Origin of the sequence: Kocuria sp. CPCC 205261 (assembly GCF_040981025.1) — a bacterium.
Lineage (GTDB): Bacteria > Actinomycetota > Actinomycetes > Actinomycetales > Micrococcaceae > Kocuria > Kocuria marina.
Genome location: NZ_JAVKPU010000006.1, coordinates 11,932 through 35,820 on the forward strand (window position 1 = coordinate 11,932; position 23,889 = coordinate 35,820).

The window sequence follows — 23,889 nt, forward strand, 5'->3', positions numbered from 1 at the left end:
TAGGTATGGGCATGGACTTCAAGGGCAGCGCAGACCGCCACGGCATCCCCCGCCGGGACACCATGTACGTGATCCTCCACGCGGTCGCCACCGAGGAAATCGCCGGGCACCCCGGAGAGACCACGGTGGTCTAGCTGTACTGCCCGGGGACGTTGGTTGAGCTGCTTGCGGCGTGAGCCTGCATGATTTGGGCGGCGAGGTCGTGGAACCGAGCGGCCGCTTCGGTCGGGTTCAGGATGCGGATGTGGTCGCCGAACTGGAGGCGCTGTCGCACCGATTCGACGTCGGGGTAGTGAACGACGATTGAGGTCCACTCGTCCTCAGTATTGGTGATGTTGACCAGGCGTGTTCCGAGGATTCGCTGGGCCAGGTCCAGACGGGTCGAGCGCAGCAGCGCGTGCACCTCGACACCGGGCTCCGGGTGGAAGCTGGCCAGCAGGTCCCGCCACACCGACCGGAGATCGCAGTCTGGTCGCAGTGCCGCGGTGTCCGTGAGGGACTCACAATCTTCGATGCGGCTGGTGTTGAACAGGCGGGGTTGCCCGTCAACGTCAGCCACGAGGTACCAAGAGCTGGCCTTGTTCACGAGCCCATAGGGGTCTGCAGTGAGCCACTGCCCGATTGCCTCCCCGCTGCGCCGATATCGGAGGAGGATGCGTCGTCGTTCGCGTGCTGCGGCCAGCAGGTCGGTCAGGTCGAGTTCCTGCCCGGTCGTAAACCACCCCGATGGGTCGATGAGGAGCACCTCGGACATGGGCGAGGTGGTAGGAGCCTGCCCTCGCGTGGCAACGGCCGCCAGCTTCTCCCGGGCGCTGGTGTGAACTGCCTGCAGCCCAACCTGCTCGAAGAAGTTGGCCTCCAGTCCTGCGACGGTCAGCAACTGCAGCTCGGCAGGATCGAGACGCGCCACATCGAGACGGGATCGGCGGTCCAGCACAATCGCCCCGCCCCGGCCCTGCTCCGTATGGACCGGGACGCCAGCGGCCGACAGCGCCTCGACATCACGCAGGATCGTGCGCGGCGATACTTCGAACCGCCGGGCCAGCTCCTTGCTCGTCATCCGCTCATGGGTCTGCAGGAGCAGCAGGATCGACAAGAGCCTCGAGGACTTCATGCCCCGATTCTCACAGAAAACATGACAGTAGATGTCGTCTTTGACTGATCGGATGAAGCCACCTGATCCACCGATCCGAAGGAGACATCCATGCCGGCACCCAACCTGTTCCTGACCTACGTCAGCGACGCCGAACGGTCCACCGCCTTCTACAGCGGCCTGTTCGACATCGAACCCACTTTCACCAGCCCGCGCTACGTCGCCTTCGAGGTGGCACCCGGGGTGCTGTTCGCCATCTGGACCGGCGGCAACGAGAACACCACTCCTGAGACACCTCGCACGAGCGAGATCGGACTCATGGTCCCCGGTCCTTCCTCGGCCATCGACGCCGTCTACCAAGAGTGGACCGCCAAGGGCGTGCGCGTTGTCGAGGAACCCCATGACGACGTGTTCGGTCGCACCTTCGTGATCGCCGACCCCGACGGCAACCTCATCCGAGTCAGCCCCATCGATTGACCCGACAAGAGGCCCCACGTGGCGGCGAGCACCAGCTCGCCGCCACGACAATGTCTGCACGAGGTTTTATGTCACACGCCAACGCCGCTCTCACACCCCGCCACCGCCTGATCGTCGGCCGTCTCGTCGTCGACGAAGGCTGGCCGGTCAGCGAGGTCGCCGCCCGCTTCCAAGTTTCCTAACCCACCGTGAAGCGCTGGGCCGACCGCTACCGCGCCGGCCAATCCATGCAGGACCGCTCCTCACGGCCATATCGGTCGCCGAACAAGACCAGCCCTCAGGTCACTCGGCGCTGCATCCAGCTACGGCTCCGCCTTCGAGAGAGCCCGGTGCAGTTGGCCTGCCGCTCGGGTATCGCTCCCTCGACTGTTCACCGGATCCTGGTCGGCGCGCGCCTGAACCGGCTCTCCCACGTTGACCGCGCCACTGGCGAACCGGTGCGCCGCTACGAGCACGACCATCCCGGCGCGATGCTCCACGTCGACGTGAAGAAGCTCGGCAACATCCCCGACGGCGGCGGCTGGCGCTACGTCGGCCGGCGACAAGGCGAGAAGCACAGAGCCGCCACGTCCGACAAGCCGAGAAACAAGTACCGGGATCCGTTGATGGGCAGGGCCTTCGTCCACACCGTCATCGACGACCACTCCCGCGTCGCGTACGCCGAGATCCATGACGACGAAACTGCCGTCACCGCCACCGCCGTGCTCGTGCGCGCTGTCGAGTGGTTCAACGCCTGCGGAGTCACCGTCGAGCGGGTCCTCTCCGACAATGGCGGCGCTTACCGCTCACACCTGTGGCGCGACACCTGCGCCGACTTGGGAATCACGCACAAGCGCACTCGGCCGTATCGGCCGCAGACCAACGGGAAGATCGAGCGGTTCCACCGCACCATGGCTGACGGGTGGGCCTACGCCCGCTGCTACAGCAGCGAGCAAGAACGACGAGACACCCTCGCCGACTGGCTCCACCACTACAACCAGCATCGGCCCCACACCGCCTCCAGCAACCAGGCGCCCTTCTCACGATTGATCAACGTCCCCGGTCAGTACACCTAGGACATACCTGCACGTGGGACAACGTCGGCGATGGCATGACGGTCATCGATAACCCCTCTTGGATGACTCTCGCGCCCCTGCCCATTGTGATCCTGTGGGCGATCAGCATCATCTGCGGAATTCGTAAAAGCAATCGAATCCACTCGAGTCCTCACACGCGAAAAAGGCCCCAATGACGTCCTCGCCCCCAAAACTCCCCGCTCGACACAGTCCTCCGGTGAGCCGGGGGGGGTCGTGGCGCACCATCGGAAACTTCCTCGCAAGGGGACCACGTTCTCCGGTCGTGCATCGCGGTCTGAGTACAGGTGGATCGCCCGGCGTAAGCGGCCGTCACCGTCCGCCTGGTACCGGGATCCTGTGCCCACCTTTGTGCTGATGACTCCCCCGTGCGCAGGGTGCTGCACAACCGCAGGGTTGCCGAGTCGGCAGGCACTCGACCCCCCGAGTAGCCATCCGAATCAAGGATTCGTGAGGCCTGGACCTCGGCCGGAAGCCCCCGGCGGCCCTCTTGACCTATACCCCCGTAGGGTATAATTTGGACCCATGAGCAGCCCCGAGACCCCCACCCGCGGGTACACCCAGGACAAGGCGGCTTATGCCCGCCGCCTCAAGCGCATCGAGGGTCAGGTGCGCGGTGTGCAGCGGATGATCGACGAGGACACCTACTGCATCGACGTCCTCACCCAGATCTCCGCCATCCAGTCCGCCCTGAAATCCGTGAGCCTGGGGCTCATGGAAGAGCACCTGGGTCACTGCGTCAAGCACGCCGTGGAGGCCGCCCACGACTCCGGGGACCCCTCGGACATGGACGCCAAACTCGCGGAGGCCAACGCCGCGATCGCCCGGCTCGTCAAGAGCTGAGCGGGCGCCGTCGGCCCACGCCGCGGCCACCAGGACTTCGGGCCGTACGGCCCGGCAGGAGAATCACGAGCATTGAGGAGAATCCCATGAACACCACCGTCAACGTTTCCGGCATGACCTGCGGACACTGCGTCGCCTCCGTGAAGGAGGAACTGGCCGAGGTTCCCGGCGTCACCTCCGTGGCCGTGGACCTCAACGCCGGCGGCGTCTCCCCCGTGACCATCGAGAGCTCGCGCGAACTGACCTCGGACGAGATCTCCGCGGCCGTGGAAGAGGCCGGGTATGCCGTCGTCTGAACCAGCTACGGCCGAACCGCAGGTGCACGGGCCGCTGCGTGATCTGGACCTGCAGATCACGGGCATGACGTGTGCGTCCTGCGTGGGACGGATCGAGCGGAAGCTGCGCAAGATCGACGGCGTGGATCCCGCGGTCAACCTGGCCCTGGAGTCCGCGTCCGTCAAGGTCCCCGGGGACGTCTCCGACGAGCAGATCCTGGACACCATCCGCAACGCCGGTTACGGCGCCGAGATCACGGGTGGGGACCGCGTGCAGCGGGCCTCCGCTCCTGCCGAAACGCCCAGACAAGCCGACGACGCCGCTCACGCGGGTACGCGGGGCGGGGCGTCATCGGCACTCGGGACGACCGACGCATACCCCCGCGGGCATGCGTCCTCGGAGACAACCCCCGAGCGAACCGCCGAGGAGACCCTGCGGGCCGAGAACGAGCACCGGGATCCCGCGCTCGAGACCACCCCCGCGCAACGGCGGATGAGCGACCTCAAGAAGCGGTTCATCGTGGCCGCGGTCTTCTCCGTGCCGGTCTTCGTGATCTCCATGGTCCCCGGCGCGCAGTTCCCCCACTGGGGCTGGGTGGCCGCGCTGCTGACACTGCCCGTGGTCACGTGGGCGGCCTGGCCTTTCCACAAGGCCACCGCCGTGAACGCGCGCCACCTTTCCACGACCATGGACACCCTGGTGTCCCTGGGCGTGACCGCGGCCTACCTGTTCTCGCTGGGCCACCTGCTCGTGGAGCCGGACATGACCGCCCATGCCCATCCAGACATGGCCATGGACATGTCCAGCCACCAGTTGTACTTCGAGTCCGCGGCCATCATCACCACGTTCTTGTTGCTGGGCCGCTGGCTCGAAGCGCGCGCCAAATCCCGTTCGGGTGAGGCACTCAAGGCGTTGCTGGATCTCGGCGCGCAGCAAGCCACCGTGGTGGATGAGGACGGCACCGAACGCACGGTGCCCGTGTCCGAGCTGCGCGTGGGGGACACCTTCACGGTGCGCCCGGGCGAGAAGATCGCCACGGACGCCCTGGTCGTGGAGGGCGAGTCCGCCGTGGACGCCTCCATGCTCACCGGGGAATCCGTTCCCGTGGAGGTGGGCCCGGGGGATGAACTCACGGGTGCCACCGTGAACACCACGGGTCGTCTGCTGGCGCGGGCGACCCACGTGGGTGCGGACACCGTGCTCGCCTCCATGAGCCGAACCGTGGCGCGCGCGCAGGCCACCAAGGCCCCCGTGGCGCGTCTCGCGGACCGGATCTCTGCCGTGTTCGTGCCCGTGGTCATGGGTATCGCGGTGCTGACCTTCGCGATCTGGTGGCTCGTGTCCGGGGAACTGAACCAGGCGTTCGTCGCGGCGGTCTCCGTCCTGGTGATCGCGTGCCCGTGCGCCCTGGGTCTGGCCACCCCCACGGCCATGCTGACCGGGACCGGGCGCGGCGCTCAGCTGGGCATCCTGATCACCTCCGCGGAGGTACTGGAGGACACCCGCTCGGTGGACACCGTGGTACTGGACAAGACCGGGACCGTGACCCACGGGGACATGGCGGTGACCACCGTGACGCCGGTGAACTCGTGGTCGCGGGATCAGGTGCTGGATCTGGCCGCGGCCGTGGAGAGCTACTCCGAGCACCCGATCGCCCAGGCGATCACCGCAGCCACGCCCCACCGCTACGAGGTCTCCCGCTTCGAGTCCGCCCCGGGCGGCGGCGTCAAGGGGTACGTCCCGGACGGCATGAACGCGCGCGCCGTCGTGGTGGGCCGGGAATCCTGGCTCACCCAGAACGGGATCCGGCTGACCGCGGACGAGTCCGAGGCCCTGCGCCGCGCCCGCGAGGACGGTTTCACCACCATCCTCGTGGCCGTGGACGGGCGCGTGGCCGGGTTCATCGACCTGCAGGACACCGTGAAGGACGAGGCCCCGGCCGCGATCGCGGAACTCCAGCGGCTCGGGCTGCGCCCGGTGCTGCTCACGGGGGACAATGCCGCCGTGGCCCGTTCCGTGGCCGCCCACGTGGGGATCGCCCCGGAAGACGTGATCGCGGACGTCACCCCGGACGGCAAGGTCCAGGCCGTGGAAGAGCTGCAGTCGCAGGGCCGCGTGGTGGCCATGGTGGGTGACGGCGTCAACGACGCCCCCGCCCTGACCCGCGCGGACCTGGGCATCGCCATGGGTTCCGGCACGGATGCCGCCATGCAGGCCGCGGACATCACCGTGGTGCGCAGTGACCTCACGGCCATCCCGCTGGCGATCAAGCTCTCCCGGCAGACGCTGCACATCATCAAGTCCAACCTGTTCTGGGCCTTCGCCTACAACACCGTGGCCATTCCGGTGGCGGCCCTGGGGTTGTTGAACCCCATGATCGCCGGCGCCGCCATGGCCTTCAGCTCGGTGTTCGTGGTGCTGAACTCGTTGCGACTGAAGCGGTTCGCGCGCTGACCAGCCGGTCGCACGGCCGCCCAGCACGGGTCACGCGACCAGAGCCGCACGGCACGGGTGACACGGCGTAAGAAAGCGAGGCCCCGGGGAACCACTGGTTCCCCGGGGCCTCCGCTCTCTATAGGAGCCCTGATCCCTGCGGTCAACGAGCGCTCGAGCCCGGCTCCTCACCCTTGGTGTCCGGGCGCACGCGCTGACCGAACTGGGGTTCGTCGGTGGTTGCCGCCCCCGCGGCACCGGCGGTACCGGACGACGTCGCCGCCGAACCTTCCCCGCGCGCCTGTTCGGCCTGCCGGCGGGCCTTGTTCTCCGCGTACAGCTTGGCGGAGGACCGGTTCACGCCGGTGCCCTGACCGAGCTCTTCCGCGTTGGGCTTCTCGAGCAGCATGAGGGTCGCGCACACCACCACGGAGGCGATGAACGCGATGCCCGCCGCGATCAGGCCCAGGCCCATCCGGGCGGCGTTGTCCGTGCCGCCCGCTGCTACCACGGACACCACCACGAAGGCCACGACCGCCAGAACGGCCGAGATGATCAGGGGCCCCTTGATATCGGTTCTGCGCCGGCCATTGTGCTCAGTGCGCTGGGCCACGTGATTCCTCCTGGCGGTGGTCGGGGTGTGGGGCGGGGGTAGGGGATCCGCCCGCGAGTTCAACGTGTCAGTGTACGCGTTCAGGCCGTACGGCCCGGGTCCGTCAGGGCCTTGTCCGCTGCGCGCGCATCGTGGCGCAGGCTCAGTGCGGCGATGAGCTGTGTGACGCCGACGATGATGGCCGCACCGCCCACCACACCAAGTTCTGCCTTGGTTCCGAGGGTCTCCACGAGCACCATACCCATGGCCGCGAACACGGTCACCACGCCGCACAGCGTCCAGTCACGACCCAGCGGGAACTGGCCACGGAAACGCATGCCCAACACCAGTTCGGTGATCCCGCACAGACCCAGGATCACGGCGGAGAACAGGACGAAGAGCCAGTCGCTGCTCGCAACCACCGCGGTGAGCACCCCGCCCAGGACGTACAGCACACCGTAGGACTGCGGGATGTTCCGGCTCGGGCCCAGGTCCACGTCCTCGCGGCGGTTCAGCCGCAGCTGCAGGAAGATCGCGGAGACGCCCGTTCCCACCAGGAAGAACGCCATGACCCACCGGCCCGCCCCGAGGGACGGTTCCTGCCAGAAGACGGTCACCGCCGCGAAGATCAGCGCCACCACGGCGCGCAGCAGGGTGGGTCCCCACAGGTCGTGGCGCACGTCGGCCCCGCGGGACCTGCCGCGGTCCTGCCCGCCGTGCGGTGCGGAAATCTGTTGGGGCACGCCGAGAACTCCTGAATCTGCCGGGGATGTCCCGCCCAGTCTAACGAGCTTCCCTGGACGGGTTCAGGGCTCGCCCAGTACCTCCCGCAGCACCCGGGCACCGCGTTCCACGTCCCGGTCCGGCGCGGTCAGGCCCAGCACCACCCCGCCCCGTTCGTCGGGTCCCCGGTCCGCTTCCGCCAGCGACGACGACGCCCCTGCCCCACCACGTTCACCACCCTCGCGGCCCTGCCCCGTCCAGTACTCGCCCAGGGCACCCACGAGGACCCCGCGGCGTCGTGCGCGCTCGATCGTGGCGTCCTCGTCCGGAACGGCGAGCACCGCGTGGGCACCGCCGGCCATGGGCAGAACACTCACGTGCGGGAGGCCGCCGAGGACGTCGGAGAGCAGCGAGCGGCGTCGTCGGAAGGAGCGGCGCATCCTGGCCGTGTGGCGCTGGAACTCCCCCGAATCCACGAACCGCGCGAGCGCTTCCTGGGCGATGAGCGAGACGGGCGAACCCAGCTCCGCACGCGTGCGTGCAAGGTCCGGGAGAAGGGAATCCGGGGCCACGAGGTGCCCCACGCCCACGGAACTGCCGAGCACCTTGGCGAAACTGCCCAGGGTCACCACGGTGTCCCGGGCGGTGTCCAATGCCCCGAGGGCGGGCAGGGGTTGGGCGCTGTGGCGCAGTTCGGAGTCGTAGTCGTCCTCGAGTACGAGCGCGCCGTGCTCACGGGCCCACGCGAGCAGTTCCATCCGGCGCGTCACGGGCATGGTCCCGCCCAGCGGGTACTGGTGTCCGGGCGTGAGCACGATGGCGTCCGGCGCGGGGGCGACGTCCCACCGCCCCGCCCCGCCCCACCAACCGCTGGGCAGATGCTCGGGCACGAGACCGTGCTCGTCCACCCCCACCGGCAGGGCGATGTGCCCGAGCGCGCGCACCACACGACGAAGCGCGGGGTACCCGGGATTCTCCACGGCCACGCGCAGCCTCCTGCCGCGCGCGAGCCCCAGCACCCGCAACGCGAGCTGCAACCCGTCCCGCACGCCCGCGGTGACGAGGATGTCCTCGGGAGAACGCACGATCCCGCGATTGAGCCGCAGGTAGTCCGCGAGGTGGTCCCGCAGATCGGTGCGCAGGGTGCGCCCCGTGGCGACGCCGCTCGCCGCGTCTCGCCACGCCCCGCGCCACGCGGGGGTGTCCAGGGACGTGATGGTGCTCTTCCCAGGGCGCAGGTCGATCATCTCGGGCCGCACCGCGGACCGACGGGCCGTGCGCTGCGAAGTGGGAGCGGGCGACGTCGTCGGGGCGGGAATGCCCGCGGCCGGTATGTCAGCACGAGGCGACGTGGGGGTGGAATGCTGTCCGACGCGGGGCGACGCCGCGGCGTCGCCCCCGGGCACCGGGCCGGACGGGCGGGCTCGAGGAGCATCGGCGGTCGCAGCGGCAGCACGGGCAACGGGCCCTGTATCGCGCCGCATTTCCAGATGCGGGGTGATCCGCGTGGCACCGCGATCGGCCACGAGGTAGCCCTCACCCGCGAGGACGTCCCACGCGGACGTGACCGTTCCGCGCGAGATTCCCAACCGGGCGGCCAGGGCCCGGGACGAGGGCAGGGGGTCGCCCGGGCGCAGCACCCCGCGCGCCACGAGCTCGCGGATCTGCCGCACGAGCTGCTCCCCCAGACCCGTGCTCGCGGTGCGATCGACGGTCAGGGGGAGGTCGGTGTCCCTGGCGTGCCTCATTCCCGGGACTGCCGGGCGATGAAGCCGGCCATGCCGGGAACGGTGAACGCCACCTGACCGTGATCGGGAGCGTAGATCATCCCCTTCTGGATCAGTTGCGCTCTTGTAGGGCCCAGGCTGCTGGCCTTGGTACCGAGCCGGGCTGCGAGTTCACCCGTGCGGGAGGGGCCCGCACCGTCCACCGCCATGACGCTCATGTACTCGCGCTCCTTGGGCGTCGCCCTGCCCCAGCGGGCCGGGAAGAATCCGGAGTCCAGTTGCGCCCACCCCTTCTCGATGGCCACCCTCGAGTCCTCGAGCGTGAACGGCGTGGTCGGTGCGACTTCCCACACTGCTTTCCCGAACTCCTGGATGAAGTACGGATAACCACCCGACGCCGCGACGATGGCGTTCAGCGCCTCGGTGTCGAATTCGGCGCCCACGTCCTTGGCCGGGCGTGCCACCGCGTATCGCGCTTGCTCCGGGTCCAGCGGTCCGATGACCCGGTAGTCGAAGAGTCTTTCCGCATAACTGCGTGTGGCGCTCAGGATCGTGGGAAGGTTCGGCAGACCGGCGCAGATCACGTAGAACGGCCAGTCACGCTGGCCCGCGATGTGCTGGACCGTGACGATTGCGCTCATCATGTCCGGGTCTAGGTCCTGCATCTCGTCGATGAACAGGCCGAATGCGCTGTGCTGTGCCTTCAGTGGTTCACTGAGATCCTCGACCAGCTCTTCCACATCGATGTCGATCCGCCCGGACTGCGCGCGTACGGGATGAAGATCGACACTGGCCGAGACACCGCTCGTCCCCACGGAGACACTGAAGGACTGGATGGTCGTGAGCGCATCAGCGAAGAACTGACCGGGGTGACGGCCGAGATGACGCCGAGCCGCCACCACGAGTTCCCGGGCGAACCTGTCTCTCACGTCCTGCCTGCCCCGAGCCTCCGCCCGCCCCTCCAGTTGGACGGTGAGCCAGCCGTGATTGTCCGCATGCGCACGCAGGACGTTGAGCAGGACGGTCTTTCCGACTCCGCGTAGACCCGTGAGCACCATGCCCCTGTTGGGGCGGTGGAGCTTGGCGCGCGCGATCATGAGGTCGAAGGCGGAAATCTCTGCCTCCCGGCCACTGAGCACCTTGGGACGCAGCCCGGATCCGGGGCTGTAGGGGTTGGCTGCGAGGTCCATGTACCGAAGTGTAAAGCATTATATAAATATTTTTATACTTACCTAGATTTCGATAGCGTATCGATCGACGGCTGCCAGAGGCCGCGGGTTAAGTGCCGGTCGTTGCGTAAGTGGACCACTTCATTTCGTCGATTTTGGCTCTGTCAATGGACCACCCACGCTGCCAGGATGGAGGCCATGACCGAAACCTTGCAGACCTCCGCCCAGGACCCCACCCCCGTGACCGGATCGCGCCTCGTCAAGCGCGGCCTGGCCGACATGCTCAAGGGCGGTGTGATCATGGACGTGGTCACCGCTGAGCAGGCCCGGATCGCCGAGGACTCCGGAGCTGTGGCTGTGATGGCGCTCGAGCGCGTTCCCGCGGACATCCGCTCCCAGGGTGGCGTGGCGCGCATGAGTGATCCCGATCTGATCGAGCAGATCATCGACTCGGTGTCCATCCCCGTGATGGCCAAGGCGCGGATCGGGCACTTCGTGGAGGCCCAGGTGCTCGAGCACCTCAAGGTGGACTACATCGACGAGTCCGAGGTGCTCTCCCCCGCCGATTACGTCAACCACATCGACAAGCACCGCTTCAACGTCCCGTTCGTGTGCGGTGCGACCAACCTGGGTGAGGCGCTGCGCCGGATCACCGAGGGCGCGGCCATGATCCGCTCCAAGGGCGAGGCCGGAACGGGGGACGTCTCCGAGGCCACCAAGCACATCCGCACCATTCGCGCCCAGATCGCCGAGCTGCAGGGCCTCTACACCTCCACCCCGGACGCCCTCTACGTCAAGGCCAAGGAACTGTCCGCGCCGTACGAGCTGGTGGCGGAGGTCGCCCGCACGGGCAAGCTCCCCGTGGTGCTGTTCACCGCCGGGGGGATCGCGACCCCCGCGGACGCCGCCATGATGATGCAGCTCGGTGCGGACGGCGTGTTCGTGGGCTCGGGCATCTTCAAGTCCGGCAACCCCGCCGAGCGCGCCCGCGCCATCGTGGCCGCGACCGCCTACTACGACGATCCCGCCCGCATCGCAGAGGCCTCCCGCGGCCTGGGCGAGGCCATGGTCGGCATCAACGTGGCGGACCTGCCCGCACCCCACCGCCTCGCGGAGCGCGGCTGGTGAGCTCCGCCCCCACCGTCGGTGTCCTGGCGCTGCAGGGCGGGGTGGCCGAGCACCTGGCGATGCTCCAATCGCTGGGTGCCCGGGCGGTTCGCGTCCGTTCCGTCTCGGACCTGCTGGGCGACCACGACGCTCCCGCCGTGGACGCGCTCGTCCTGCCCGGGGGTGAGTCCTCCACGATGGACCGGCTGTGCCGCACGTTCGGTCTGTTCGAGCCCCTCCAGCGGGTCATCCGCGCCGGCCTGCCCACTCTGGGCACGTGCGCGGGACTCATCATGCTGTCCACGCGGATTGCGGATCCCACGCCGGGGCAGCAGAGCCTGGGTGTTCTGGACGTCACGGTGGACCGCAATGCGTTCGGCTCCCAAGTCGACTCCGCGGAAGTTTCGCTCCCCTGGGCCGGCACCGCTGGCCACGCGGAGACGGACGACGACACCGCGATGACCCCGAGCGGCGTCGTCCGCGCGGCCTTCATCCGAGCACCCTCGGTGACCGAGGTGGGGGACGGTGTGCAGGTGCTGGCCCGCTACCGCGACACGGTGGTGGCCGTTCGCCAGGCCAATGTCCTGGGCATCAGTTTCCACCCCGAGCTCATGGGAGAGACCACCGTGCACGAGGAACTGCTGAGCATGGTCCGGACGGGCGCGAACGCATAGCGCGGGCCACGGCCGCGCGTTCGTCCCGCGGCGGCCGCTCGGAGTGTCGAAGACACGTTCCCGGAACGTCCCTGGTCAGAAACTCCCTGATGAACCCCCGCCGGTGAACCCGCCGCCCCCGCCGAAGGACGACGGGGACGAGCTCCCGAACGACGACCCCGCCGAGGATGCCGCCGAACCGTTGTACACCGCCGGGTACATCACGTAGAGCGGCAACCACGAGCGGAACGTGGGCGCGTACCGGATCTCGTGCTCGATGCCGTCCGCGTCCTTGGCCCGATTGGGTTTGTCGTTGAGCCCGGGGGCCTTGCGGTTCTGGAGGCGGTACTTGTAGTACGCCTGGCGCATCCCGTCCGTGATCTCCTCGTCCGGGTGCTCCCGCTGGAACTGCTCGATCTCGCCCTCCGCCTGCTCCCGGATCCGTTTGTTCTGCCGGTGATGGCGCCATGCCAGAAAAAGCCCCACCAGGACACCCGCTCCCACGAGGCCCAGAATCACGCGGAGCAAGGTGTTGCTCTTGGCTTCACGATCCGCGGCCGCTTGCGGATTCGCCTCGTCGTAGACCTCGGTGATGGTGTTCGTGAACGCTCCCGCGTAATCCTCTTTCTTGAACCCCGGTTCCAGCTCGTCCTGCATGATGTTCCGGGCGTCCCCGTCCGAGAGCACCTCGCGGGCCCCGTCCGCGACCTCGATGCGCAGCTCACGTTCGCCCATGTCCGCGACCACGAGCACCCCATTGTTGCGGCCGTCGTCTCCCACGCCCCAGTCCGTGGCCACCGTGCGGGAGTAGTCCTCGATGCTCTCTCCCTGGGTGTCGTCCACCGTGAGCACGGCCGCGCGGATGTACTCGTTCTCGGAGTTCTTCTCCCCGATCAATCGGTTCAGCTGTGCTTCCTGGTCCGGGGTCAGCAGGTCCGCCTGGTCCTGCACCGCACCCTCGGTGGGGCGGGGTGGCACGTCCAGGGCGTGGGCGGGCTCGGCGACTCCCGCGACGAGCACCGCCCCCAGCGCGCCGGTCGTGATGATGCGCCGCAGGGGCGCCATCCTGAGCGTCTCGGTGTCCACGGATCCTCCCGGGTTTCGTCACATGCTGGCCGGCACAGGTTCTCGTAGGCCAGGGTGCGGGTACGATGACGCCGCGCGGCCCGGCGGTCCCGACGGCGCGTTGCTCTCGAGACCCAGTGGGTTTCGAGAGCGCCCGACTCAGCGGCGCGCGGTGGGGACCACCATCACGGGGCACTCGGCGTCCGCGAGGGCGGCCTGGGACACCGAACCCATGAGCAGACCGCGGAACCCGCCGTACCCGCGGGTGCCCATGACGAGCAGCTCGGCGGTGCGGGAGGCGTCCACGAGTGCGTCCGCGGGGCGGCCCTCCAGCACGCGGGTCTCGATCTCTAGGCCCGGGAAGTCCTTGCGCAGTTCCTCGGCCACGGAATCGGTGAGCTCCTTGGCCGGGGCCATGAGCTGTTCCTGCACGGCGCGATCCAGCTCGGCGGAGTTCATGGGCAGGTAGCTCGTGGTGGGGACCACGCTCACGATCGCGAGCCGCAGCCCGTGATCCGCGGCGTACCGGGCGGCCTGCGGCACCGCCTTGTTCTTGGCGCCGAGCTTGTCCACGCCCACGACCACGCGACCCTCGAAGCTCTCACCCTCGGGCCGGGTCTCACGTTCGCCAGGGCGCCACTCCTCCGGGAGGATCACCACGGGCGCGGCGGAGTGGGCGGCCACCGCGGCGGAGACCGAACCCACGCGCCCGCGCACCCCGTGGTGCCCGCGCTTGCCGAGGACCACCACGGAGGCGTCCTGGGCCTCGTAGACGATCACGCCGGCGGCGTCGCCGCGCTCGATGATGCCCTGCCCGGTGACGCCGCCCGCCTTGGCCTTCTCCACGGCGCGCGTGGCCAGCCGCTCCGATTCCTGGTGCAGCGCATCCGCGAAGGCTCCATAGATGGACTGGTCCAGGCCGGTCTGGCGGCCCGTGGAGAGCACGATCTTCAACGGCTTCTGCCGCTTCTGGGCCTCGAGGATCGCCCAGTCCAGGGCCCGCTCACTGTGATCGGAACCGTCGTACGCCACCACGATGTTCTGTGTCATCTGTCTGCACCTAGTTTCTTAACTGTATTTCGAGGGGGAGTGCGGATCGGGACTCAGCGCCCGCTGGGGACCACCATCACGGGCCCGGCAGCGGAGCTCAGCACGGCCTGGGACACGGATCCGAGCAACAGACCCGTGAACCCACCGATCCCGCGGGAGCCCACGACCACAAGGTCCGCGGTCCGGGTGGCCTGCACGAGCACCCGGCCGGGGCGGCCCAGGAACGCGTGCTGGGTGACCCGCAACCGGGGTTCCCGCTCAGCAATGGTGCGCGCCAGTTCTGAGAGCCGTTCAAGCGATTCCTGGAAGTAGTAGGTCTGGTTGTACTGGTCCTGGAACCACTCCGGGGTCCCGGACAGGGCGCCGTTCACGGAGACGAGGCTCAGGGTCGCGTCATGGGACAGGGCGTACTGGATCGCGTGCGCTACCGCGGGGTTCTTCTCCCCCGCGCCGTCCACGCCCACGACCACGGAGCCGGAGAAGTCCATCTCGGAGGCAGGAGTGCGGGTTCCACCCTGGGCCTGGTCGTCGGAGACGCGCACGTCCTTGCCGTCCCGGCCCTCCTCGCGGGCGAGTTTGGCGTCCGAGTCGTCCTCGTGGGTTCCGGGCGGGACCACGATCACGGGCACGGGGCTGTGGGCCGCCACGGCCGCGGAGACCGAGCCCAGCCGACCCCGCAGGGCATCGCCCTTGCCGCGCTTGCCCATGACCACCAGGCACGCGTCCTTGGCGGCGTGCAGGACGGCCCGAGCGGCGTCGCCCTCGCCCAGGACCTTGCGGATCTCGACGTCCGGGGCGTGGGAGCGGGCGTACTCCTCGGCGGCCTCGAGATGGGATTCGCTCTCCGCCTTCACGGCGTCGTGGAAGCGCTGTTCCAGGCCTGGATCCCCCACGACCGCGACGGGGAACGCGCACAACAGGCGCACGGGGACTTTGCGGGCGGCCGCCTCCGTGAGGGCACGGTCGAGGGCGCGCAGCGCGATCTCGGAACCATCAATACCCACCAGGACGGGAGCGTTGGACGAGGTGTTCAGAACGTCGTTGTTCATACCTCCAGGATAGTCTCCGCACCCCGCAACGGCGCGGTCCACCACGCGATTTCAGGCCTGTGACGACGCCGCACGGAGCCTCCTGGCGCCGGGCCGGCTCCGCGGGCCGCTCACGCCATCACGAACATCCACCGGTCCCCGCGGATGCGCAGACCCAGGGTCACGGCACGGGCGCCCATGTACCCGCCCGCGTACGCAATCCAAAGCCACGCCGCGCCCACGGTGCCGCTCCCACCCCGTTCGAGAACGAGCCACAACAGGGGCGCGTACACGACCAGGTTGATGACCCCGGCCAGGGCGAGATAGCGAGCGTCGCCGGCGCCGATCAGAACGCCGTCGAGCACGAACACGAATGCCGCGAGGGGCTGACCCACGGCCACGACGATCAACGCGACCCCGAAGATCACCTGGACGTCCCGCGACGAGGTGAAGAGGAAGCCCAGGTGCGGCCCGAGCAGACCCACGATCACGCCCGTGACCACGCCGAAGCCCAGGCCCCACCGGATCAGTCGATGCATGAGCCTCCGGACATGTTCGCGTTCCGAGCGCCGTCGCAGGTCCCGGGCGCCGAGTTCCTTGCCCAGCAGCGCCTGGGCGGCAATGGCCAGGGCGTCCAGTGCGAAGGCCAGGAAGTTGAAGATCGTCATGGTCAGTTGGTAGGCCGCGAGGTTCTCGGCCCCCTGCGCCGTGGCCACCACCACGGTCACCAGGATCGCGGCGCGCAGGGACAGGGTGCGCAGCATGAGCCATGTCCCCACCGTGAGGTGCGTGCGCACCCCGGCCCAGGACGTCGCGAGGCTCACGCCGCGCCGTCGGAACTGCCGAGTGAGCATGATCAGGTACGTCACAGCCATGGCCCACTGCGTGATGCTCGTGCCGATCGCCGCGCCCGCGACGCCCAGCTGCGCGCCGTACACGAGCGCCACGTTCAGCCCCGCGTTCACGGCGGCGCCCACGCCCGCGATCACGAGCGGGGTGGTCGTGTCCTGCAGACCTCGCAGCACACCCACGGCGGCCAGCACGATCAGCATGGCCACGAGTCCGGGCAGGGACCACAACGCGTACGACGTCGCGTGCTCCAGCACTTCGCCCTCCGCACCCAGGGCGCGCAGCAGGGGACGAACGGCCACGGCACCCACCGCGGCGAGCAGCACCCCGAGACCCGCGGCGGTCCACAGTCCGTCCCGACCCACGCGCAGGGCATCGGCGAGTCTGCCACCACCCACGTGCCGGGCCACCGCGGGGGTGGTGCTGTAGGCCAGGAAGACCATGAGTCCCACGACCGTCTGCACCACCGTCGCGGCGATCCCTACCCCCGCGAGCTGCGCCGTGCCCAGGTGGCCGATGATCGCCGAGTCAGCGAGCAGGAACAGCGGCTCCGCGATCAGCGCTCCGAACGCCGGGACGGCGAGCGCGAGGATCTGGCGGTTCAGGCTCTTCCCGCCCGCGGTCTTGGACGGGGTCCCAGGATCCGACGGCGTTGCCGGGCCCTCGGGCGTCACGGGCTCCTCGGAAGCTGCGGGGCCCCCGCGGTGGAGACCTCCGGGACTGGGCTCCGGGGGGCGGGCGTTTTGGGGCGCGCGGGAGTTCGGGCGTGAGCGGAAGGAAGGCACCGCACCAGGGTAAGGGGATCAGTCACCCGCCGAGGCGGGCAGGGTCAGCGTCCCGGGGCGGGTTTCACCGCGATCACGGGGACGGCGGATTCCAGGATGATCTGCTGCGCGGAAGAACCCAGGAAGATCTTGCCCGCGGGGGACCGCCGTCGGACCCCCACCACCACGGCGTCGATCTCCGCGCGGTTGGTGGCGTCCACCAGATCCCCCACGGCATTGCGGCTGCGGGCGGCGGCATGCTCCACGCTCACGCGCTCGTACGGGATCGCGGACAGATCCGGCTCGTTCCCGTCCACGGGGAATACCACGAGGTCCGTGTCGCGACGCCGGGCTTCCTGCACGGCGAAGTCGCGGGCGGCGTGACCGGCCGGAGTCTCGGCGGCGGCAAGGATGATGGCCATGGGTCCTCTTCTCTGTGCGCGATCCATCTGGGGGGCAGGTTCCGGGGCGGGGCGAGATCGCCCCCGGGCGGTGAACCGGTGCCGGCTCGGTGAATCCCGGGGTCCGCGTCGGTACCGCCTCCCACGTGGGGATATGTGTATCCTAAGTCACACTTCTCGCGGCCCCGTGGGCGGCGGGAATCCCCCTTACCGCGAATCCCGGGAGAATCCATGAGCTCCACCCACTCCCCCGACCGCCGCACGTTCCTGACCTACGGTCTCGGGGGACTCGTGGCCCTGGGGGCCATCGGAACCGCGACGGCGGGGTCTATCGCATCGGCATCCGGCGGCAACGACCTCCGTTCGTCGCTGACCATTATCGCCCCGGCGGCCGCGGGCGGCGGGTGGGACACCGTGGCCCGGGAGATGCAGCAGGCCCAACGGGCCAACGGCATCGTGAACAACACCCAGGTGGTGAACATCCCGGGTGCCGGCGGGACCATCGCGCTCGGGAACCTGGAGATCCTCTCCGGCAAGGCCAACAACCTCATGGTGGGTGGCACGGGTCAGTTGGCGGCCACCATCCAGTACGACTCCGCCACCACCTACGCGGACGTGAATCCCCTGGCCGTGGTGGTGGAGGAGTACGACGTGATCGTGGTCCCCGGCGATTCCCCGTACACGTCCCTGAAGGAACTCATGACGGCGTGGGCCAAGACCCCCGGCAAGGTCCCGTGGACCGGAGGCGGTTCCTTCGACCAGCTGGTCGTGACCGAGATGGCGATCAGTGCCGGGTTGGCACCCAAGGACATGATCTACGTGTCCTCGGACGGCGGCGGTGAATCCACCCAGGCCCTCCTCAACGGCACGGCGGCCGCCGCGGCCAGCGGGTACCCGGATTCCATCGACCAGATCGAGTCCGGGCGGTTGCGGGCCCTGGGCGTCGTGGCCCGCGAACCCGTGCCCGGGGTGGAGATCCCCACGACCGTGGAGCAGGGCTTCGACGTCACCCTGGCCAACTGGCGCTTGCTCGTGGCACCGGGTGGGATCACGCCGGAGGAGAAGACCGAGCTCGAGACCATTGTGCGGGAAACGATCGCCACACCGCAGTGGCGGGAGGCCATCGAACGCTTCAACTGGAACGAGAACGTGATCACGGGCGAGGAGCTCACCCGTTTCCTCGCGGACGAGAAGACCCGCATCCAGGGCCTCTACAAGGAGTTGGGACTGTGACATCACAGGTGACCGGGTCGACCCCGGCGTCCGCACCACCCCCGCAGGAGGCGCCGCCCTCCGCGCACCGGTCGCTGCTGTCCGAGCTGACCATGCCCTTGGTGCTCGCGGCTTTCGCGACGTACCTGCTGGTGGGCATGCTCAGCATGTCCGTCCCGGAGTCGGTGGACTTCCCCGGGCCCCGGTTCTTCCCGGCCGTGGTGACGGCCGTGATCTACGCCCTGGTGATCGTGGAGGTGCTCTCGATCCTGCGCCGCCGGTCCGCGGACCGTTCCCCTGGAGGCCACCCGACGACGTCGACGGGCAGCACCGCGCACACCTCCCCCGCCGATGACGACGCCGCACCCTCGGCGGACGATGCCGGCTACGAGTTCGTAGGTGCCTACGAGCCCGCCACGCCCCAATTCTCGTGGCGGTCCTTCGCCTGGGTGGTGGGCGGTTTCCTGGTGTTTGCACTACTGCTCGAGTTCCTGGGGTGGATCATCGGCGCCGCCGTACTGTTCTGGTGCGTGGCCCGCGGCTTCGGCTCCACCCGCCCGCTGTTCTCACTGGTCGTGGGGCTGACCGTGAGTTCCCTCGCGTACATCGCCTTCGACATGGCCCTGGGGCTGTCCCTGCCCTCCGGCCTCCTGGGGGGTGGGTTCTAGATGGAGACCCTCTCGCTGTTGCTGGACGGTTTCGCCGGGGCGCTCACCCTGCAGAACCTCTTCTGGGTGGTGCTCGGATGCTTCCTGGGCACCGCCGTGGGTGTCATGCCCGGCCTGGGGTCCTCCATGGCCGTGGCGCTGCTGCTGCCCGTGACGTTCGCCCTGGATCCCACCGCGGCGTTCATCATGTTCTCCGGCGTGTATTTCGGCGGGCTGTTCGGGGATTCCACCATGGGCATCCTCATGAACACCCCGGGCCAGGCCTCGGCCATTGCGTCCACGTTCGAGGGCCACAAGATGGCGCTCACCGGCAGAGCCCCACAAGCGCTCGCCACGGCGGCCATCGGGGCGTTCATCGGTGGTTTCGTGGCGTCCGTGGTGGTCGTGTTCTTCGCACCCTTCCTGGCCGAGTTCTCCACCCAGTTCGGTCCGGCGGAGTTCTTCGCCCTGGCCCTGTTCGCGTTCGTGGCCACGTCCTCCGTGGTGACGGACTCCGCGATCAAGGGTTTGCTGTCCCTCGCCCTGGGACTGGGGATCGCCGTGGTGGGTATCGACTCCGTGACCGGCATCCCGCGGTTCACCATGAACTCCCCCTACCTCTTCGACGGGATCTCCCTGGTGACCGTCACGGTCGCGGTGCTCGCGCTGGGTGAGGTGATCTATTTCGCCACGACCGCCCGGTTCCAGAGCCAGGGAAGGATGCTGAAGGCCCAGGGGCGGCCCTGGTTGAGCCGCAAGGAACTGCGGGAGGCCACCCCGGCATGGTTGCGCGGCACGGCCATCGGCTTGCCGTTCGGCGTGGTCCCGGCCGGCGGCGCGGAGATCCCCACGTTCCTGGCATTCGGCGCGGAACGCAAGCTGGATCGGCGTCGTCGCGACCCGCAATTCGGCAAGGGCGCCATTCGAGGTCTTGCCGCACCCGAGGCCGCGGGCAACGCCACCACCGGTATGGCCATGGGTGCGCTGCTCGCGCTGGGCCTGCCCATCTCCGCGACCGCCGCCATCATGCTCGCCGCGTTCCGGCAGTACGGGCTGCAACCAGGGCCGCTGCTGTTCGAGCGCGCCCCTGATCTCGTGTGGGCGCTGTTGGCCAGCTTCTTCATCGCGATGATCGTGCTGCTGATCATCAACCTGCCGTTCGCGATGGTGTGGGCCAAGCTACTGCTCATCCCGCGCCCGTACCTGTACGCGGGCATCACGGTGTTCTGCGGCCTGGGCATCTACGCGACGTCCGGCTCCACCTTCGACCTGCTCATGCTCCTGGGCGTGGGACTCGTCGGCTTCTTGATGCGTATGCATGATTACCCGCTCGCGCCGCTGATCATCGGGATGGTCCTGGGTCCGCTCGCGGAGACGAGCCTGCGGGACGCCCTGATCAGCGCGGACGGTGACGCCTCGGTCCTGGTGAGCGGTCCGATCGTGCTCGTGCTCTACGGGGTCCTGGTGATCATCCTGCTCCTGACACTGCGCAGCAGAGTCACGAGCCGCACCCGCAGGGACGTCTGAACCGACTCGTCTCCGGGTAAACCCCACCCTCTCCCAAGTGCGGGTGCACTGATTTTGCTGAGCCAAAGCACGCAAACCCCCTCTCAGAGGGTGGTTCGCTGCTTTAGCTCAGCAAAATCACACGCCGTCGCGGTCCTCGGGGCCGGGCGGGATTGCCCGATCAGAATGGGTACTGCGGGATGTCCGGGCTGAGGGTGACCCATTGCAGCTCGGTGAACGCCTCGACGTTGGCGTCCGCCCCACCGAAGTGCACGCCCGTGCCGGAGGCCTTCATCCCACCCATGGGGGCGGTGGCCTCGTCCATCACGGTCATCTCGTTGATGTGGATCTTCCCGGCCGTGACGCGGTCCGCGACCTTCATGGCCTCCCCCACCTCGCCCAGGATCGACAGGGACAGCGCGTACTCGGAGGCGTTGGCCAGCGCCACGGCCTCGTCCACGGAGGACACCGCGATTACGGGTGCCACCGGGCCGAAGATCTCCTGGTTCCACGCCGGCATCTCAGGGGAAAGATCAGTCAGCACCGTGGGGCGATAGAACAACCCGTCGTGGGTGGCACCCGCCCGGATCGTGGCGCCGGCGATCACCGATTCCTGGACCTTGGAGTCCACGGACTTCAGCTGCTTCTCGTCGATGATCGGGCCCAGGTGGACCTGTCCCTCGGAGGGGTCGCCCACCACGAGGGCGTCCGCCTTGTCCGCGAGTCGCTGGACGTATTCCTCGTAGACGTCCCGGTGCACGATGTGCCGTCCCGTGGTCATGCACACCTGACCCTGGTGGAAGAAGGTCCCCATGGCACCCACGCTCGCGGCCAGGTCCAGGTCCGCGGAGGGCAGCACGATCATCGCGTTGTTGCCACCGAGCTCCAGGTGCGTGCGCTTGAGATGCTGGGCACCGGCCGCGCCCACGTGCCGCCCCGCCTCGGTGGAACCCGTGAAGGACACGATCCGGACCTCGGGTGCGTCCACGGCGGCCGCACCGGCGTCCCCGCCGCCGGGCAGCACGTGCAGCACGCCCTCGGGAAGCCCGGCCTCCTCGAAGATGCGTGCGATCAGCACTCCGCCGGTCACGGGCGTGCGCGGGTCCGGCTTGAGCAGCACCGCATTACCGAGCGCGAGCGCGGGTGCCACGGAACGGATCGAGAGGATCAGGGGGAAGTTGAACGGGGAGATCACCGACACCACCCCGGCGGGCAGACGCCGCGCGAGCGACCAGTGCGGGTCGTCCGAAGCCAGCACCTGGCCCTTCGCGTGCGTGGGCAGCGCGGACGCCTCGAAGCATTCCTGCGCGGCCACGTGGGCCTCCATCCCGGCCTTGGGCTGGATGGCGCCGGTCTCGCGCACGACCCAGTCCACGACCTCGTCAGCGTGCTCCTCGAACAACTGCCCCGCCCGGCGCAGCACGGCCGCGCGCTCGGTGGGCTTGAGCGCTGCCCAGGACTGCTGGGCCGACGACGCCGCGGACGCCGCCCGGTACACGTCCTCCGGCGTGGCCGCACCCACGTGACCCAGGACCGCTTCCGAGGCCGGGTTCAGCACCGTGATGGGCTCACCGGAACCCTCCGTCCACTCCCCGTCGAAGATCTTCCCGTCCCATCGGCCGTCCTCGAGAATCGCCATGTCCCTTACCTCCTGGTGTGCCACGTGATCGATCTCCATTGTGCGGGAGCCGGCCCCATCCAGACCACGGGGCCGGGTGATATCCGCGGCCCGCGAACGGCATGGGAGTGAGCGGGCGACCCGAGGGTGCGCGAGCGGCGTCGTCGTCCCCGAAGACGAGCCCCGTCGAGGAAGGCGCAGGCGGTCAGGGTTGCGGGTCGCGGGCGTCGTAGCGCATGAACCCGGGGAACATCCGCACGAGCAGCAGCACGAGCAGGAAGCAGATCACGGCACCCACCAGGGCGGCGAACCCGGGTCCGAGCCACTGGCCGCCGGTGCCCATCACGGCGTCGCCCAGGCGAGGGCCGCCCGCAACCACCACGATGAAGATGCCCTGGAGCCTGCCGCGCAGCGAGTCGGGGGTGGCCGCCTGCAGGATGGTGGTGCGGAACAGCATGGACACCGAGTCCATGACCCCCGCGGCCACGAGCACCAGGCAGGACATGACGAGGGGCCACGCGGTGTCCCGGCCCCAGCCGCCGGAGGCCACCAGGATCACCGCACCGAACGCCATGATGCACACGGCCCACGCGGCCACGGCGGCGGCACACCCGCGACCGTGGTGATTGATGCGAATGAATGTTCCCGAGAAGACTCCCGCGAGGACGGATCCCGACGCGAGCGCCGCGGTGAGCAGCCCCACCGTGAACTGGTCCCCGCCCAGCACGGACGCCCCGAGCACGGGGAACAGCGCGCGGGGCATCGCGAAGATCATGGCGGCCAGGTCCAGCAGGAATGTCATGCGCAGGTTGGGGCGGGTGGCCAGGAACCGGAACCCCTCCACGACGGAACGGAAACCGGCCTTGCTCGTGGCGCCGTCCTCCCCGGGGATGGGCGGCAGGGATGGCAGTTTGTACATGGCCCACAGGCTCATGGCGAAGCTCAGGGCGTCCACCGTGTAGGCCCACCGGAAACCCAGTCCGGCCACCGTGAGCGCGCCCAGCAGCGGGCCCACCATGAGGCACGAGCCCATGGTCAGTTGGAACAGGGCGTTGGCGGCGGGCAGTTGTCGCATGGGGACCAGGCGCGGGACGATCGCACCGCGCACGGGCTGGTTCAGTCCCTGCGCGAAGGAGTGCAGGGCCACGATGCCGTAGAGCACCGCGACGCTCGCAATGTCCAGCCACGCGTGCGCGGCCAACGCCACGGTCATGATGAACAGGCCGAACGTGGTCCACAGGCCCGCCGAACGCCGGTCGGTGGCGTCCCCGATGCTGCCCCCGTAGAGACCTGCGATGATCAGGGGCACGAGCGCGAAGAAGCCCACCATCCCCACGGCGAACGTGGATCCGGTCAGCTCGAACACTTCCAGGCTGATCGCGATCACGGTGAACTGGCTTCCGAGCATCGACAGCGTGGACCCGATCCACAGTCGCCGGAAGGCGGGGATGTCCCGCACGGGGGCGATGTCGAGCAGGAAACGGGCCACGGGTCGATCCTAGGGGCAGGTGGGGGTGCGCACCTCACCCGTCACGATGCAAGTACGGCCCGTGCGCCCCACCCCTGAGTCCTCGTGCGTGTCC

Annotated in this window: 22 protein-coding genes and 1 pseudogene; 11 read left to right on the plus strand and 12 right to left on the minus strand. The window is 68.9% G+C overall.

Annotated elements, in window-relative coordinates; translation table 11 throughout:
- Window positions 1-5 precede the first annotated feature (5 nt).
- Window positions 6-134 carry a hypothetical protein gene (locus RF646_RS07360; protein ID WP_255458070.1) on the plus strand — a complete coding sequence of 43 codons (129 nt, stop codon included), beginning with the start codon at window positions 6-8 and terminating at the stop codon, window positions 132-134.
- On the opposite strand, the gene RF646_RS07365 is transcribed toward RF646_RS07360, so the two are convergent.
- Window positions 131-1,114, minus strand: a complete 984-nt coding sequence (locus RF646_RS07365; protein ID WP_368835618.1) for a helix-turn-helix transcriptional regulator — start codon at window positions 1,112-1,114, stop codon at window positions 131-133. The two genes, RF646_RS07360 and RF646_RS07365, sit on opposite strands and share 4 nt — an antisense overlap.
- Window positions 1,115-1,204: 90 nt before the next feature.
- Here RF646_RS07365 and RF646_RS07370 point away from each other — a divergent pair, with 90 nt between their 5' ends.
- The 5 genes and pseudogenes from RF646_RS07370 (at window position 1,205) to RF646_RS07390 (ending at window position 6,216) form a co-directional block, all read left to right on the plus strand.
- Window positions 1,205-1,570 (plus strand): VOC family protein, encoded by a 366-nt coding sequence (locus RF646_RS07370; protein WP_167317914.1) that lies wholly within the window; start codon window positions 1,205-1,207, stop codon window positions 1,568-1,570.
- 68 nt (window positions 1,571-1,638) lie between these two features.
- A pseudogene (locus tag RF646_RS07375) lies at window positions 1,639-2,625 on the plus strand (IS481 family transposase).
- 543 nt (window positions 2,626-3,168) lie between these two features.
- Window positions 3,169-3,486: a metal-sensitive transcriptional regulator gene (locus RF646_RS07380; RefSeq protein WP_064846429.1), complete on the plus strand. Its 318-nt coding sequence runs from the start codon at window positions 3,169-3,171 to the stop codon at window positions 3,484-3,486.
- A gap of 86 nt (window positions 3,487-3,572) precedes the next feature.
- Window positions 3,573-3,782 carry a heavy-metal-associated domain-containing protein gene (locus tag RF646_RS07385; RefSeq protein ID WP_035960929.1) on the plus strand — a complete coding sequence of 70 codons (210 nt, stop codon included), beginning with the start codon at window positions 3,573-3,575 and terminating at the stop codon, window positions 3,780-3,782.
- Complete coding sequence (locus RF646_RS07390; RefSeq protein ID WP_064846428.1) at window positions 3,769-6,216, plus strand: cation-translocating P-type ATPase; 2,448 nt, start codon at window positions 3,769-3,771, stop codon at window positions 6,214-6,216. Before RF646_RS07385 ends, RF646_RS07390 begins: the two co-directional genes overlap by 14 nt.
- A 142-nt stretch (window positions 6,217-6,358) precedes the next feature.
- Here RF646_RS07390 and RF646_RS07395 read toward each other — a convergent pair whose 3' ends face one another.
- The 4 genes from RF646_RS07395 to RF646_RS07410 form a co-directional block, all read right to left on the minus strand.
- Window positions 6,359-6,808, minus strand: a complete 450-nt coding sequence (locus RF646_RS07395; RefSeq protein WP_085106755.1) for a hypothetical protein — start codon at window positions 6,806-6,808, stop codon at window positions 6,359-6,361.
- A gap of 80 nt (window positions 6,809-6,888) precedes the next feature.
- Entirely contained in the window at window positions 6,889-7,530 is a 642-nt protein-coding gene (locus tag RF646_RS07400) for a hypothetical protein (RefSeq protein WP_240505634.1), read from the minus strand.
- 63 nt (window positions 7,531-7,593) lie between these two features.
- Entirely contained in the window at window positions 7,594-9,258 is a 1,665-nt protein-coding gene (locus tag RF646_RS07405) for a PLP-dependent aminotransferase family protein (protein ID WP_368835619.1), read from the minus strand.
- Window positions 9,255-10,427 (minus strand): ATP-binding protein, encoded by a 1,173-nt coding sequence (locus tag RF646_RS07410; RefSeq protein ID WP_167317909.1) that lies wholly within the window; start codon window positions 10,425-10,427, stop codon window positions 9,255-9,257. The genes RF646_RS07405 and RF646_RS07410 overlap by 4 nt, the downstream gene beginning before the upstream one ends.
- A 177-nt stretch (window positions 10,428-10,604) precedes the next feature.
- Between RF646_RS07410 and pdxS the strand changes: the two genes are divergently transcribed.
- Complete coding sequence (gene pdxS, locus RF646_RS07415) at window positions 10,605-11,534, plus strand: pyridoxal 5'-phosphate synthase lyase subunit PdxS (RefSeq protein ID WP_368835620.1); 930 nt, start codon at window positions 10,605-10,607, stop codon at window positions 11,532-11,534.
- Complete coding sequence (pdxT, locus tag RF646_RS07420; RefSeq protein ID WP_368835621.1) at window positions 11,531-12,187, plus strand: pyridoxal 5'-phosphate synthase glutaminase subunit PdxT; 657 nt, start codon at window positions 11,531-11,533, stop codon at window positions 12,185-12,187. The genes pdxS and pdxT overlap by 4 nt, the downstream gene beginning before the upstream one ends.
- Before the next feature lie 75 nt (window positions 12,188-12,262).
- Here the strand turns inward: pdxT and RF646_RS07425 are convergent, their stop codons facing one another.
- The 5 genes from RF646_RS07425 to RF646_RS07445 form a co-directional block, all read right to left on the minus strand.
- Entirely contained in the window at window positions 12,263-13,252 is a 990-nt protein-coding gene (locus RF646_RS07425) for a YgcG family protein (RefSeq protein ID WP_064846422.1), read from the minus strand.
- A gap of 138 nt (window positions 13,253-13,390) precedes the next feature.
- The gene (locus RF646_RS07430; protein WP_368835622.1) at window positions 13,391-14,281 is read right to left on the minus strand and encodes a universal stress protein; all 891 of its coding nucleotides are present in this window, start codon (window positions 14,279-14,281) and stop codon (window positions 13,391-13,393) included.
- Window positions 14,282-14,334: 53 nt separating this feature from the next.
- Window positions 14,335-15,330 (minus strand): universal stress protein, encoded by a 996-nt coding sequence (locus RF646_RS07435; RefSeq protein ID WP_368835623.1) that lies wholly within the window; start codon window positions 15,328-15,330, stop codon window positions 14,335-14,337.
- 110 nt (window positions 15,331-15,440) lie between these two features.
- Window positions 15,441-16,763 (minus strand): MATE family efflux transporter, encoded by a 1,323-nt coding sequence (locus tag RF646_RS07440; protein ID WP_367404964.1) that lies wholly within the window; start codon window positions 16,761-16,763, stop codon window positions 15,441-15,443.
- A gap of 224 nt (window positions 16,764-16,987) precedes the next feature.
- Window positions 16,988-17,344: a universal stress protein gene (locus tag RF646_RS07445; protein WP_035960942.1), complete on the minus strand. Its 357-nt coding sequence runs from the start codon at window positions 17,342-17,344 to the stop codon at window positions 16,988-16,990.
- A gap of 210 nt (window positions 17,345-17,554) precedes the next feature.
- Here RF646_RS07445 and RF646_RS07450 point away from each other — a divergent pair, with 210 nt between their 5' ends.
- From RF646_RS07450 to RF646_RS07460, 3 genes are read left to right on the plus strand one after another with little or no spacing between them, the layout of a single operon-like run.
- Entirely contained in the window at window positions 17,555-18,556 is a 1,002-nt protein-coding gene (locus tag RF646_RS07450; RefSeq protein WP_085106747.1) for a tripartite tricarboxylate transporter substrate binding protein, read from the plus strand.
- Complete coding sequence (locus RF646_RS07455) at window positions 18,553-19,203, plus strand: tripartite tricarboxylate transporter TctB family protein (protein WP_242670549.1); 651 nt, start codon at window positions 18,553-18,555, stop codon at window positions 19,201-19,203. Before RF646_RS07450 ends, RF646_RS07455 begins: the two co-directional genes overlap by 4 nt.
- Complete coding sequence (locus tag RF646_RS07460; RefSeq protein WP_368835624.1) at window positions 19,204-20,709, plus strand: tripartite tricarboxylate transporter permease; 1,506 nt, start codon at window positions 19,204-19,206, stop codon at window positions 20,707-20,709.
- Between the two features lie 160 nt (window positions 20,710-20,869).
- Here RF646_RS07460 and RF646_RS07465 read toward each other — a convergent pair whose 3' ends face one another.
- Both RF646_RS07465 and RF646_RS07470 read right to left on the minus strand, forming a co-directional pair.
- Window positions 20,870-22,327 (minus strand): benzaldehyde dehydrogenase, encoded by a 1,458-nt coding sequence (locus RF646_RS07465; RefSeq protein ID WP_167317903.1) that lies wholly within the window; start codon window positions 22,325-22,327, stop codon window positions 20,870-20,872.
- 184 nt (window positions 22,328-22,511) lie between these two features.
- Window positions 22,512-23,795: an MFS transporter gene (locus tag RF646_RS07470; RefSeq protein WP_368835625.1), complete on the minus strand. Its 1,284-nt coding sequence runs from the start codon at window positions 23,793-23,795 to the stop codon at window positions 22,512-22,514.
- Window positions 23,796-23,889: the final 94 nt, after the last annotated feature.

Excerpts from the sequence above, each read along its gene's own strand:
- RF646_RS07360 (WP_255458070.1), top strand. The coding sequence starts at position 6 with ATGGGCATGGACTTCAAGGGCAGCGCAGACCGCCACGGCATCCCCCGC.
- RF646_RS07365 (WP_368835618.1), bottom strand. The coding sequence starts at position 1,114 with ATGAAGTCCTCGAGGCTCTTGTCGATCCTGCTGCTCCTGCAGACCCAT.
- RF646_RS07370 (WP_167317914.1), top strand. The coding sequence starts at position 1,205 with ATGCCGGCACCCAACCTGTTCCTGACCTACGTCAGCGACGCCGAACGG.
- RF646_RS07380 (WP_064846429.1), top strand. The coding sequence starts at position 3,169 with ATGAGCAGCCCCGAGACCCCCACCCGCGGGTACACCCAGGACAAGGCG.
- RF646_RS07385 (WP_035960929.1), top strand. The coding sequence starts at position 3,573 with ATGAACACCACCGTCAACGTTTCCGGCATGACCTGCGGACACTGCGTC.
- RF646_RS07390 (WP_064846428.1), top strand. The coding sequence starts at position 3,769 with ATGCCGTCGTCTGAACCAGCTACGGCCGAACCGCAGGTGCACGGGCCG.
- RF646_RS07405 (WP_368835619.1), bottom strand. The coding sequence starts at position 9,258 with ATGAGGCACGCCAGGGACACCGACCTCCCCCTGACCGTCGATCGCACC.
- RF646_RS07410 (WP_167317909.1), bottom strand. The coding sequence starts at position 10,427 with ATGGACCTCGCAGCCAACCCCTACAGCCCCGGATCCGGGCTGCGTCCC.
- pdxS (WP_368835620.1), top strand. The coding sequence starts at position 10,605 with ATGACCGAAACCTTGCAGACCTCCGCCCAGGACCCCACCCCCGTGACC.
- RF646_RS07430 (WP_368835622.1), bottom strand. The coding sequence starts at position 14,281 with ATGACACAGAACATCGTGGTGGCGTACGACGGTTCCGATCACAGTGAG.
- RF646_RS07435 (WP_368835623.1), bottom strand. The coding sequence starts at position 15,330 with ATGAACAACGACGTTCTGAACACCTCGTCCAACGCTCCCGTCCTGGTG.
- RF646_RS07445 (WP_035960942.1), bottom strand. The coding sequence starts at position 17,344 with ATGGCCATCATCCTTGCCGCCGCCGAGACTCCGGCCGGTCACGCCGCC.
- RF646_RS07450 (WP_085106747.1), top strand. The coding sequence starts at position 17,555 with ATGAGCTCCACCCACTCCCCCGACCGCCGCACGTTCCTGACCTACGGT.
- RF646_RS07460 (WP_368835624.1), top strand. The coding sequence starts at position 19,204 with ATGGAGACCCTCTCGCTGTTGCTGGACGGTTTCGCCGGGGCGCTCACC.
- RF646_RS07465 (WP_167317903.1), bottom strand. The coding sequence starts at position 22,327 with ATGGCGATTCTCGAGGACGGCCGATGGGACGGGAAGATCTTCGACGGG.